Source organism: Mesotoga sp. HF07.pep.5.2.highcov (assembly GCF_003666285.1).
GTDB lineage: Bacteria > Thermotogota > Thermotogae > Petrotogales > Kosmotogaceae > Mesotoga > Mesotoga prima.
This window is the reverse complement of sequence record NZ_JFHJ01000102.1, coordinates 1-12,735: the sequence shown is the minus strand read 5'-3', so window position 1 is coordinate 12,735 and position 12,735 is coordinate 1. Positions and strand designations below refer to the sequence as shown.

Genomic DNA, 12,735 nt, shown 5'->3' with positions numbered 1-12,735 from the left:
AATTCCACTTCCTTTTCGCCGTTTACATTTCTACAAAGCTCTATTAAAGAGTTTCCGGATTTAGCAGCCATTATAGGAGCCTTGTGGAATTCGCCGCACATTTTCGAAAGTTCAAAGAAGGAAGTCTCTCTCGTCACATGGATCTTCTTGCCCAATTCCTTTACAAAAATCTCGTGGTCAGCCATAGAATCACTCCAAATCATTGACACCACAAATCGTCGATGTTAGAATCTATTTGCTGTGGGGCGTAGCAAGTTGGTAAGGCATCAGATTTTGGCTCTGACATCCGTAGGTTCGAATCCTGCCGCCCCAGCCAGAAAAGGGTGGCGTAAGCCACCCTTCGTTCTGCTAGTTAACAGTCTCTGTAGCCCCTTCGCTATCGAAATTCACGTCTAAATCAACGTCTCCGACAGAAGAAGGCTCATCATTGCCGAAAGGAACTTCCAGTTCGCCTGTTCCTATCTCAGTGTCGATAACCGTTTCGGTCGAGGCTTCAGTAGAAGTAGCGTCAGCCGTTGGAGTTGCATCGACGGTATTCTGAGCATTAAGTTCGGAAATCTGGAATTCTATTGTTTCGATGAGCGATCCAATAGTTTCGTCTTCGGGATAGAGTTCGGCAAGTTTCTCAAGATAGTGCTTTTCACTGAGAAGGTATATCTGCGTTATCTGCTCGTTCTGCTCCATGTTCGCCATCTTTTCATATATATCCACAAGGAGGTATAGAGCGCTCATCTTGAGATCGGTAGCTGCTTCGGTGGAGTTGATAACCTTCTGGTTAAGATCGCTTTCAATTCCCTGAATTGGAGAATCCAGGAGAAGTGATCTTGCCTGAGCGCCGAAGTACTGTCCATAATATTCGAGATAGCTGTCGAGTAGCTCGGGGCTTTCGAGAAGAGGCCTTATGTTTGCGTTATAAGAAGTTTCGTTGTACATGTATACCACTTCGGGATTATCACCGTCTATCTGGTACATGTAGTTAATCACTCTCGTTGAATTTGGCATCACAGAATAAAGGTATCGCACCGAATTCTCGAATCGCAAGTTCTTGCTGTCAAGCAAACTACGTTTCTCCGTAAGAGCCTCTTCGATTTCTTCAGGAGTCTCTACGTTGAATTCACTCATGTACTCTTTGGCCCTTTTCGTGTCGGTAAGTACGCTTCTGGCCTCCGTATCTGTCGATGGGATCGTCTCGAGCCGGCTGTCAATTTCATCGATCGTCAGCGAAGTGGCCGTAGAAGGTAGAGTCAGCAATAAATCCTGAAGATCTTCAAGATCAAATATCTGGTTTCTAAGCTTCGTTATCTCGTTTTCGACGAGTTCAGTGTAGAAAACAACGGGAAGATACGAGTCTCCAATCAGGAGATTGCCGGATTCGTCGAAGTAGTCTTTCTCGAGCTCCTCAAGAAGCGCACTTGACTTTTCTGGGTCGGAAATTGCCTCGTCATATCTGGCGTACATCTGCAAATCGGGATCGTTGACTGTATATGAGAGATTGTTCTCTTGCCGATAGTCGGCTATCCATTTATTGAACTCCTCATTTTCAAAGCGGCCTAGCTCAGTCTGATAGGCAGAAGTGCTGGCAAACTCCTCGAAAGTGTCGAAAGTTGTTTTGCTGTTAACCTGAATCAAGTGGTAGCCGAACTGCGATTCCACAGGGCCTATTACAAGACCGGGCGTAGCATCAAACGAGGCATCTTCAAATTCCTGCACCATCTGACCCCTTCCGAATTCACCAAGGGCCCCGCCGTTAACCGCGGAGCCGGTATCGATAGAAAACTGAGTCGCGGCATCTGTGAACGAGATCTCGCCGCTGTCTATCATCGACTTAATCTCAACCGCACTTGCTTCATCCGAGACGAGAATGTGGTTTGCATCGACTCTCTCATAGTTGATCTTCAGATCTTCCATATTTTCGTTGACGTAGTTCTCAAATCTCTCTTCCATGTCGGGAATAGCTTTCTGCGTGACATTAGTTGCAAGCATTTGTGTTGCTACATAGTCTCTTATCAGTTCAGAGAAAGCATCTACCGAACCGTACTGATAAACAATTGCGGATTTTGTTTCCTCATCTGCCACGTATTCATCGACGATTCTCTTCGTTTCCGCATCGACCTGTTCCTCAGCTGGAAGGACATCGTTCTCTGTCGCGTAGAGAAGAAGTGTCTTCTGATCTATCAATGACTTGAACAAATCATATCTGATTCCCATTTCACTGGGATAGTTTTCCGTTTCAAAGTATGGATCAAAGTTGTAACCCTGACTCCGAAGATTCGTAAGTGTGTCGCGCACAGACGTTTCGTATTCTGAATAAGTGATCCAGTAATCTGAGTTTGAGAGAGGGGTACCGTCTTTTGTAAGCCCTCCGACAGTTTCGCTAAAACTGATCTCCGTACCGATGCCCTGCTCATTGCCCTGGGAGCCCCCTCCAAGATACTGGGCAACCGACCACCAGACTATTCCAACTCCAAAGAGTATGGCCACGGCCCACACAATCGGCCGCTGAATGGATTTCATGAAATTAGAATTTCCTCTCGATTTTCTGTTTGGCATTTAGTTTTCAACTCCCTCCAAGTACCTAATACTCTACAACCAACAGGGGGAGGTTTATGCCTCCCCCGGCTTCACGAATTATACCATAGTAAGTATGCTCTTGTAATCGGCGCGATATCAAGAAAGATGGCCGATGTAACTAACCAACTTGCTTTGCGTAAACCCTGAAATCCAGGTATGGGAATATCGAGTCAATCCATTCAAGGGTCTTCAACCTGTGATCGTCGATCGAGTCACTCTCGATCTCTCTGTAAAGCGTCAGCAACCTGTCGATGTGAGTCTTTGTTCTGAAGACTGCATATTCTACGGTTGTGTTGGTAGTTATTATGAAAGCCCAATCGCTTGACTGAGCAAGGAGAAGCTCTCTCGCCATCTGATTTAGGGCCCTAATTTTAAGAGGATCTTCAGTTCTCTCATACTTCCTTGCAAGCTCTATCATTCTCCTAGAACCCTCGTCGAGATGCCTGTATATCCAGTCATTCCTACCGTTCAGCCAAACTTCATTGTAACCGTTCGCTCCCCATGTCGATGTATTTGGGGTTACAACCTGCGCCTGTTCCATGGACTCAATCACTTCGGGTGGTGTCGATGGAACAACGGTTTCGTCTCCATTTAAATCTCTGAATAGCTCTTCAATAAAGAGAGGCCCTTCGTACCACCAGTGTCCGAAAAGCTCGGCATCGAACGGCGCAACGATGACGGGTTCTTCTCCATCGAACTGCTTGGAAAGCCTTCTCACCTGTTCTCTCTTTCTATTTGCGAAGTCTCTTGCATGCTCGATCGTTGCCTTTTTTGCATCATCGATGTCGTAGTAGCTCTTATCGTTCAGAGGTACATCCTTTCCCGTTATCTTGAAATACTTGATGCCAGTATTGCACCGTTCACCACTCGGATCTATGTAGGGTCTTATATAGTCCTCTTCACGATCGAATCCAACGTCCCTGTAAAATTCTCTATATCTGGCATCTCCGGGATAACCTACCTCAGCGCTCCAAACTTGCTGGCTAGATTCCGGGTCTCTTGCAAATACAAAGACACTCTCCGGAGTAACCACTGGCCTGTACACTCCGTATCTTGGAGCGGGATCTCCGTACCAGAAACTGTGCGAATCTACGAAGAAGAACGAGAGACCATGTTCGCGCAGGTAGGAGTCGAAGCCAGGAACGTAACCACACTCCGCCAACCAGATTCCTCTCGGATCCTTTCCTACATGTCTCTTGTAAGACTGCACCCCGATTTCAACTTGAGCATTGATTGTCTCCGGAAAGTTTGTCATAAGGGGGAGAAAACCATGAGTAGCGTTACACGTTACGATTTCCAACTCTCCGCTTTCCTGGAGTTTGGCAAACTCTCCAACAAGGTCTCTGTTGCACTCTTCATAGACTCTTTTTATCTCCTGGAGCTCTTTCAAATAGTGCAAGGCTAGTCTATTCGCAGCTGGATGCTCCGAGACCGTTCTCGAAATCTCACTCCCGGCCAATTCGATGGATGAACCAAGATAATTGATGTACTTCTTCTGCAGATCTTGATTGGCAAGCATCTCCATCAAAGGTGGAGTTATACTCATTGTCACTCTGAAGTTCACACTGTCATCTTTCAATCTTCTGAAAACCTGAAGCAAAGGAATGTATGTTTCCGTAATTGCTTCAAAAAGCCACCTTTCTTCCATGAAGCTTGGAAAGTCAGGATGGTTTATGAAAGGCAAGTGTGCGTGGAGCATGAGAATCAGTCTGCCTCTTTCCATTCAATCATCTCCCGCTCTTGCTCTTCGAGATAGTCTTAATGAACTCCTCAGAAGATGGATTGCCCGTTGGCCCCGAAGACTTAGTCGCGCGTTCGAAGACGAATTCTTCGTGAGATGTTTTGTACTCTTTCCTCGACCCCTTCTTGAGATCTACCCAAATTTCGTAATCGGAAAATTTTGGTGAGTTTCTAGGTGTTCTGGCAATCCTCGATTTCAAAACACTGTTGAAGTTAGCACCGATATAATACCCAATCTCGGCAATATAATCTGCATCGGGGAAATCTACCTGGAAGTACCAGTTTCCGGCATCGGCGGAGATGCTGGCCTCTTTGAATCTGTGAGCGTTCATCCCGTCATAGATAATGTTTGTAATGTCACTCACTCTCACTAGAAGCTTTCTTGAAGAATGATCTGAAATGCTTCTTGCAGTCCATTCGGACAGATCCCACATCACGTAAACCCAGTAGGGATTGACCGGGTGAATAACGACAAAGTCGCGTGAATATGATGAAGGAATTTGGGCATCTTCCGGCTTAGATGGGCGAAGTATTTCTGAGGGTCTGCTCTTTGCAGTAGTAGTGCTGGACGTCTGTCTGCTCTTTTGAACAAGTTTCTTCAAGGCGCGGGTGATATCCTTCTTTCTCATCGTTCTCTTCAAGTTGATCCCCATCATCTTCGCATAACGACGAAGGTCCTGAATCGTTGGATCTTTACTAAGGAAAGTTAGAATCTCTTCGTTGCTCATATGAAAAACCTCCCGGGCATGATTTCCTACTAAAGTAGATGATAACACACTCAAGGGAGAAAATTCAAGGTATTATAGGTGAATAACGGCGATTATTATCATTTTTCTTTATTAGACAACAAAACATGGCAGGTTTACGAAATATCTCTTAACTTATCGACCACATAATCGGACATATAATCGCTATCTACCTGAAACTGTGACCCGTCCCTCATAACCCTGACAGTTACAATGTCTCTCTCAATCTCTTCTCTTCCAACTATCAAAGAAATCTTTGCGCCGATTCTTGCCGCATGCTTCATTTTGTTGCGCATGTTTCTCTCCATAACATCAACGTAAGTTGAAATGCCCATCTTACGAAGTCTTCTGGAGTAGTCGAATCCCCTGATGTTTTCCTCTCTGCCAAATGCCAGTATTGCAACCTGAGGGATTTCGGGGACGTTCACATTTACCTTTTCGGATTTCAAGAGCATTACTATTCTTTCTAGTCCTATCGCAAATCCAACTGCCGGGCAGCTGTTTCCCCCTATGTATTCGACCAGACCGTCGTATCGACCTCCACCAACGAGTTGGTCCTGACTACCCAGTGATGAAGAGCGGATTTCGAAGGCCGTTCTGCTGTAATAATCAAGTCCGCGGACAAGCAGAGGGTCGACTTCATATTCAATGTCAGCCTTCCTTAGATACCACTGGAGTTCCTCAAAATGGTTCCTGCAATCTTCATCGAGATAATCAAGAATACTAGGAGCGTTTTTAGCGTGCTCTTTATCGATCTTACAATCGAGTAGTCTCAACACGTTTGTATCAAATCTTCGCTGACAATCAGCGCACATTCCTGGCAGTTTGTCCCGATAATAATCTCTGAGCGCAGTTTTGTAATCTTCCCTGCATTTGGGGCAACCGATCGAATTGATGAAAAGCTTTGTCTTGCTTATCTTCAGCTCCTTAAGAAAACTATAGGCCATCTCGATTATTTCAAAGTCTGCCAACGGACTCTCGGATCCCAGTATCTCCGCGCCAAACTGATGGAACTGGCGCAGTCTGCCTGCCTGAGGCTTTTCATAACGGAACATGGGACCGTTGTAAAAGAGTTTTATTGGAGCACCAAGATTCACTAAGGAATTCTCGATAAAGGCCCTTGCGACACTCGCGGTGCCTTCCGGCCGCAAGGTTATCGATCTGCCACCCTTGTCTTCAAATGTATACATCTCTTTCTGAACAACGTCCGTTGATTCACCGACACTTCTCTTGAAAAGCTCTGTAGCTTCGAAGATTGGAGTCCGTATTTCGGTGAAGGAGTATCTGTGCGAGATACTTCTAATTGCCTCCTCCACATAGTGCCAGTATCCGATATCGTCAAAGGTTATATCCTGGGTACCCTTAATTCTGGTAATCATTATATTATGCATTCCTCCGTCTTCTTAATAGGATTCTCCCGTCTCTCATCAGTTTAGTTATAGCATATATTACGACTAGAAATTCGAGCCTTCCCAGAAACATGCCAATTGTTTCGGCCCAGATCAACCCGGCAGGTGCGTTAGGAGCTGTTATTCCAACCGAGAGACCGACAGTGCTAAGGGCAGATGCATATTCAAATGCTGAAAAAGCCATCGAGTGGCCGTAAGCCATCAAGACGCCAGTTCCAATGGCATACGTTAGGAAATACAGGGAGAAGACAAGCAGAATCTCTTTGACCAGAGAGTTGTCTATATACCTCTTCGTTTCACCCTTCCAGATTTCCTCTTTAAGGATTGCATCTTTCGGAAGGAAGTACTTTCTGATTTCCAGCCATAGAATCTTTATGAGAGCAAAAAGCCTGTACTGCTTCAGACCTCCAGATGTTGAATCGAGATCTCCCCCGAATATCATGAGCAAAATAATCAAATATATCCCGAAATGATTCCATGGTACGAAGTCCACTGTAGAGAAACCGGTTCCAGTCAAAGCAGAAACAGCCTGAAAAACGCTGTGGCGGAACTGCTCCGTGGCAGAGGAGTAGAAAATGGACAGCGTGCCTGTCATCAGTAACGGCGTGAAGATCGCCAGTATGACGAACATCAGCTTCGGCTCGCCGTTCTTCCAGAACGCTCTGAAGTTTCTCTTCCAAATAGTATAGTGAATCCCGAATCCCGTAGCTCCAAGCAACATCAACACAATGGTCACAATCTCGACTGAAACGCTGTTGAACTCTGCGATCGATCTGGCCTTTGTAGAAAACCCACCGGTCGCCAGGGCGGTGAGAGAATGATTTATGGCATCGAAGAGATTCATCCCGGCGATTCTATACATTATAATCCCTGCTATAGCATAGGAACCATATATTACCGCTATTGTCCGCGTCGAACTCTTGATATTCGGCACAAGATTGTCCATGCGGCCCTCGGCCTTATAGAGTCCAAGTCCCGCCGGTCCTAAGATCGCGGACATCATAATTATTGCGATGCCGGCTCCTCCAAGATACTGCATCATGCTTCTCCAGAGAAGAAAACTACCAGGAATCGTTTCGACATCTGTGAGAGTCAGACCCGTAGTAGTCCAGCCGCTTGTGGACTCGAAAACGGCCTGGGTAAAATTGAAGTATCCGGCAAAAATAAAGGGAAGTGCCGAAAGGATTATCGCCATCACCCAGGAGAACAAGACCACTATGGCCCCTTCCTGAACACTTATCGGAGATCCTGGCCGGACCTTCATAGTCAGCTTCAACGCCATCCCAATCACAAAACTGATCGAAGCAGCCTCCACAAAAGCGAGACTCTGTAGGAAGTCTTCGGGATACCATATGCAATACAGTAGTGGAATCAACAGCACAATGGGAAAGAAGACAAATAGATTCCCCAGGTACCCAAAGACAAGCCTGTATCGCTGTTTCAAAAGATTTAGAAACATTTACACCTCTCCCAGGAGAGTTTCGAAAACTGCAGACTGTACCGTTGGACTGCTAAGAACTAGAAGAACATCTCCCGTTTCAATCACAGTGTTCCCTCTTGGGATAACAACTTCATCCTCTCTGACTATTGCTCCAATAACACTTTCATCAGGGAGAGGAATGTCCTTTATCGCCTCTCCGAGTATAGGCGACTTATCAGTCATCTCTATTCTAAGAATAGAGACTTTTTCTGAAGAAGGGAGGAGATTCGTTATGTGTTCTCTGAAAAGGCTGTCTTCAAGCGCGACACCAAGGATTTCAGTCGGACTAACCACACTCTTTATCCCCATTTTTTCGAAAACCGCTTTGTTGTCGGGGTCATTCACCATAGCAACCGGTCTCTCGATCCCATAGACACGCGAAGCCGTTAAACAGGCGACGAGATTATCCTGATCGTAAGGAGTCAGAGCAACAAACAGGTCGGTAGGGTCAAGCTCAAGCTGCTCGAGAACGTACCTCTTGCTTCCATCACCCCTTACGATAATGGCACGGAGCTTCTTTGCCATTTCGTCACAGAACCTCTCGTTCTTGTTGACCAGCATAACGTTGTGGCCTTTGGTCAAGAATCTTCGCGCAAGATGGTAGGCAATCTTCTCACCGCCAATTAGAACAATCTTCATTTGTCGTCACCGCCGATGAAATACAATGCGCTCTTAATACTCTCAACAGCCAGGAGAGTTGGACAAATCACTTCTATTCCAAAGTCCGAGAACATCTTGATGTTGTTAGGATCATAAGCTCTTGCGACAACTCGGGGCACTTCGAAATACTCTTTTGCCGACATCGAGACCATAAGATTTGTGTTGTCATCCGTAGTAAGCACAAGGGCAACATCGGCCTTGTCAAGCTTGGCCTCCTTAAGCACGTCGAGCTCCGTTGCATCGCCCAGAATATTGAAGCCGGTGAATTCGTTCGACAGGGCATCGAAAGAAGATTCATTTCTGTCGACAATGACGACGCTGCACCCCAAGGAGGAGAGCCAGTTTGCCATTCTAGAACCAAGCCGCCCACAACCGAAAATCACTACATAGTATTCATCTTTTTTTATCGCACCTTTCATGAAAGGCATTTTTTACTCCTCTAGTTTCTTAAGCTCGTCGGAAGCGTCCTTAAAATCCTCATCGAGTGAGAGCGAGGCCTTCAGATGTTTTATGGCTACTCTGGGATTGTCTTTGGCCACAAGAAGAGCGTAAAGAAAATGCGGAAAGGGTGAACCCGGAAAGTCGGAGAAAAGGTTTCCCATTAGGGACTCCGCCTTCGCCGTCTCCCCTTCCTCAATCAGTCTCTTGATCTCCCTCGCTCGTTTGTAGATGCTGTCATCTTCTCTAAGCGCAAGTTCTGCCGCATCCCTGATCTCCTGCGGCGTAAATGGTTTGGTCAAGAAATCAACAATTCCTGCTTTGAAAGCGCTCCTCATCGATTCCGGGGAAGTATCCGAAGATATTACTATTACAGGTATTGAATAACCTCTATTTTTAAGTTCTTTTAGAAACTGAATTCCATTCATCGAGGGCAAACTAATATCGGTAAATAGGAGGTCTGGCTTACGTTTCTCGATCTCTTCCAGGGCTTCCTCTGCTGTCACGAAAGTATGGACTTCGTTGTTTTCGTTCTCCATGGTCTTTTTGACGATTCGCCTTACATTTAGCTCGTCATCGACCACGTAAACGAGTGCCATGCAATCACCTCCATAACACAAATCATATTACCATATTAAGATGAATAGTGTTTGATGGTTTTCACAGCCAAAATTCTCTAGAGATTATTCGTCTCAAACTGCCTCTTTGCGAAGTCAAAGAGAAAGGATAATGCAAACCCGGAGATGATTAAAGGGAGATTCACCTCATCGAATACCAAAAGGCAAGTTGAAGTGAGTAGTCCCTCAAGCCAAATGCTAAACAAAACAAGGACCTGGTAGATAGAGAGTACATATGAGAAGAAACTACCAACGAGAAGATGCGAATACCTCTTTCTAAGGTCGCTTCTTTTCTCTGCCAGCCCTAAGAAGTAGATTGCTGAGTTAACTCCAGCAATCATTGCCAGAAAAGGCTCACGTTTGGTCAGAAGAAGGCCGAAAAAGGAGTTTACAGAAAGAGTCGCCAAAAGAGTTCCTCCGAACAAAAGCCAGAAAGTTATCACCCTCCCCTTCATAACAACCCTCCAACAACTCTTACGATCAGCGCAACCGCATATGCGACCGCAAGACTGTAAAAAGCCGAAAAGAAGACGAACTTATAACTTCCCGTTTCATTCTTAATCACCGCAAGTGTCGGCATACATGGTACATAGAGAAGAACGAACACCAGGAAACTTAAGGCGATCTCTGGACTAATGATGGTTCTCATAATTTCTAAAGAAGTGCCGCTCACGCTGGGATTGCCAAAAAAAGTCGTAAGAGAAGAAACTATAACTTCCTTTGCAGCTATTCCAAAGACGAGACTGGTTATCATCTCCCAGGTGTATCCCAGCGGAACGAAGAGAGGTTCAAGGGCTTTTCCTATCGTAGCGGCAAAACTTCCCGTTCCTTCCGTCGGAAAGTATGTCAAAATCCAGATCACTATTGAGGCGGCAAGTATTATCGTGCCCGCCTTCTCGAGGAAGTGTCGCCCTTTGTTCCATGTATAAAGCATTATTGAGGTCAGCCTGGGCTTTCTGTATCTTGGAAGTTCCATAATCAACGTTGACGGTTCGCCTTTGAAAAAGAGCTTGTTGATTAGAAGGGCCGAAAGCACTGTTATCACTATGCTTAGCAGATAAAGGAAGAAGACCACTATGCCGGCATTGGTTCCGAAGAACGTGCCTGCAATCAGTACGTACACCGGCAGTCTTGCGCTGCAAGATATAAACGGAGAGACCAGAATAGTTACGAGACGTTCCTTGGGTTCTGAAATGGACCTTGTCGACATAATCGATGAAACATTACAACCGAAACCAAGCAGGAGCGATATAAAAGAGCGGCCACTGAGTTTCATTGCATACATAAGCCTATCTATTACGAATGCCGCTCTTGGTAGATAACCGGTTTCTTCGAGAACTCCAAGGGCAAGAAACAGTATGAATATGTTCGGCACGAACACTAAGATTGCCCCGACTCCTCCAATTACGCCGTCAACCACTAGTGACCTGAGCCAGTCTATAGCGATCCAGCCGCCCACAACTCTTCCAAGACCATCAAGTAGATTTTCGATCATTATAGAAAGGGGGCCCGAAATAGTGAAGGTCAACTGGAAAACAATATACATGATTGCGAGGAAGATCAAAATCCCCAGAAACTTATGGGTCATGACGTGGTCAATTGCTTCCGAAAGGTTCCAGCCGATCTTCTCCTTTCCCTTGACGGAAGAAGAGAGAATTCTCTTGATGTATTTATAACGCGTTTCGGCGATCTCTATCGAATAATCATAGTCCAGGCTTATACCTGTTAATTTCTCGACTTCCCTATCTCTCTCTAAAAGCTTTATGGAAAGCCAACGCTCGTCAAAGGCGGAAAGAGAGGCATTTCCCCTTATTCTATCGGACAGGTTTCTAAGATTGGCCTCTATTTCATCTGTGAAGAGATAATGGACGTGACTGCTGCTCCTTGCGCTCTTAATCAGCGTATTTTTTAATTCCTCGATGCCTTCACCTGTAACGGCGGAAGTTAGTACAACAGGAATACCGAGTTGCTTCGAAAGCTCATGCTTATCTATTTCAAATCCCGCTTTTCTCGCTTCATCGATAGCGTTGACAGCCAGTACTACATCACCGCGAAGCTCCAACACCTGAAGCAGAAGGTAAAGACTTCTCTCAAGGTTAACGGCATCTCCAATTACAAGAGCAACATCAGGCCTTTCATTTATCAGGAAGTCTCGCGCTATTCTTTCATCAAGCTGGTAGCCCCAAGAGTATATGTTCCGGGCAAATCCACCACGTCAACCGTATGGTTGGCGAGCTTCATTACTCCGGTTCTCTTCTCGACGGTAACACCCGGCCAGTTTGCAACTATCTGCCGTGAACCTGTTAACCCATTGAATATACTGGTTTTACCAACGTTAGGATTTCCGAGAAGTGCTACTTTAATTTTCTTTGACTCAATAGCATCGGCTTGGTTTTCCACGACTAAGTCTATCTCTCCCTAACAATAATTCTCATTGCCTGTCCACGGGAAAGAGCTGAACGAATACCCTTTGCGCTAACTTCAATTCTCTTCCCCAGATTACCGATCACCGAAATCTTTATACCTTCTTCTATACCGACCATCCTGAGCCTCTGCCTGAAACCCATGCCGCCGTTAATAAGACTTACCCAATAATCGCCCTCTGAAACGTAAGAGAGAGGGAAAGAAGAAGTTTCGACAAGAATCCACATAGAAATATCGTCTCTAAGGGTAATATCACTTCCTTTGATTCTAAAAACCTTAGGATCTCCGAAAGGTGCTACCTTCACCAGCTGGATCTCTTCTCCAGTGACGAAACCCAGACCGCACAGCCTCTCTCTTGTAACAGGCGGTAGCTCCAGTTTTCTTATCTTACCCTTCTCTCCTTCGCACATGCTTGACAGAGGAACGACCATCTACATCACCCTTATTGAGAATTTGTCTCAACAACATTTTATCATCAAACACTGACAGCTGCACGGTCCGATTATGACAAATTTCTGAAGATCGCCTTTCAAGGCTCCACTTGGTTACCCCTTGTCGTTCAGTTGAATTGTTGACCCTTGGAAAGCTCTTTATGCTCAAAGCCAAACGGATCTTGTCAGTTGCTCATTGCGGCGAAAGTGCCGCCCTTG

At 45.6% G+C, this 12,735-nt stretch carries 10 protein-coding genes, 1 tRNA gene and 2 pseudogenes; 1 reads left to right on the top strand and 12 read right to left on the bottom strand.

Annotated elements, in window-relative coordinates; translation table 11 throughout:
- Positions 1 to 185, bottom strand: a pseudogene (locus tag BG32_RS01775) (nucleoside kinase); the annotation flags it as partial.
- Positions 186 to 241: 56 nt separating this feature from the next.
- Between BG32_RS01775 and BG32_RS01770 the strand changes: the two are divergent.
- A tRNA-Gln gene (locus tag BG32_RS01770) sits at positions 242 to 316 on the top strand.
- 32 nt (positions 317 to 348) lie between these two features.
- Here BG32_RS01770 and BG32_RS01765 read toward each other — a convergent pair.
- From BG32_RS01765 to BG32_RS01715, 11 genes and pseudogenes are all read right to left on the bottom strand, one after another.
- The gene (locus BG32_RS01765; RefSeq protein ID WP_121510147.1) at positions 349 to 2,550 is read right to left on the bottom strand and encodes a peptidylprolyl isomerase; all 2,202 of its coding nucleotides are present in this window, start codon (positions 2,548 to 2,550) and stop codon (positions 349 to 351) included.
- A 139-nt stretch (positions 2,551 to 2,689) separates the two neighbouring features.
- The gene (locus BG32_RS01760) at positions 2,690 to 4,294 is read right to left on the bottom strand and encodes a glycoside hydrolase family 57 protein (protein ID WP_121510146.1); all 1,605 of its coding nucleotides are present in this window, start codon (positions 4,292 to 4,294) and stop codon (positions 2,690 to 2,692) included.
- A gap of 4 nt (positions 4,295 to 4,298) precedes the next feature.
- The gene (locus BG32_RS01755) at positions 4,299 to 5,039 is read right to left on the bottom strand and encodes a DUF4912 domain-containing protein (RefSeq protein ID WP_121510145.1); all 741 of its coding nucleotides are present in this window, start codon (positions 5,037 to 5,039) and stop codon (positions 4,299 to 4,301) included.
- Between the two features lie 134 nt (positions 5,040 to 5,173).
- Positions 5,174 to 6,436, bottom strand: coding sequence for a histidine--tRNA ligase (gene hisS, locus BG32_RS01750; protein WP_099771421.1), 1,263 nt, complete (start codon positions 6,434 to 6,436; stop codon positions 5,174 to 5,176).
- Between the two features lie 4 nt (positions 6,437 to 6,440).
- Positions 6,441 to 7,925 (bottom strand): TrkH family potassium uptake protein, encoded by a 1,485-nt coding sequence (locus tag BG32_RS01745; RefSeq protein WP_099771420.1) that lies wholly within the window; start codon positions 7,923 to 7,925, stop codon positions 6,441 to 6,443.
- Positions 7,926 to 8,585: a TrkA family potassium uptake protein gene (locus BG32_RS01740; protein ID WP_099771419.1), complete on the bottom strand. Its 660-nt coding sequence runs from the start codon at positions 8,583 to 8,585 to the stop codon at positions 7,926 to 7,928.
- Positions 8,582 to 9,034 (bottom strand): TrkA family potassium uptake protein, encoded by a 453-nt coding sequence (locus tag BG32_RS01735; RefSeq protein ID WP_006486984.1) that lies wholly within the window; start codon positions 9,032 to 9,034, stop codon positions 8,582 to 8,584. The genes BG32_RS01740 and BG32_RS01735 overlap by 4 nt, the downstream gene beginning before the upstream one ends.
- A 3-nt stretch (positions 9,035 to 9,037) precedes the next feature.
- Complete coding sequence (locus BG32_RS01730) at positions 9,038 to 9,643, bottom strand: response regulator (protein ID WP_099771418.1); 606 nt, start codon at positions 9,641 to 9,643, stop codon at positions 9,038 to 9,040.
- 77 nt (positions 9,644 to 9,720) lie between these two features.
- The gene (locus tag BG32_RS01725; RefSeq protein ID WP_099771417.1) at positions 9,721 to 10,116 is read right to left on the bottom strand and encodes a hypothetical protein; all 396 of its coding nucleotides are present in this window, start codon (positions 10,114 to 10,116) and stop codon (positions 9,721 to 9,723) included.
- A pseudogene (gene feoB, locus BG32_RS01720) lies at positions 10,113 to 12,061 on the bottom strand (ferrous iron transport protein B). Before feoB ends, BG32_RS01725 begins: the two are co-directional and overlap by 4 nt.
- Positions 12,062 to 12,069: 8 nt before the next feature.
- Complete coding sequence (locus BG32_RS01715) at positions 12,070 to 12,516, bottom strand: FeoA family protein (protein WP_121526306.1); 447 nt, start codon at positions 12,514 to 12,516, stop codon at positions 12,070 to 12,072.
- Positions 12,517 to 12,735 lie beyond the last annotated feature (219 nt).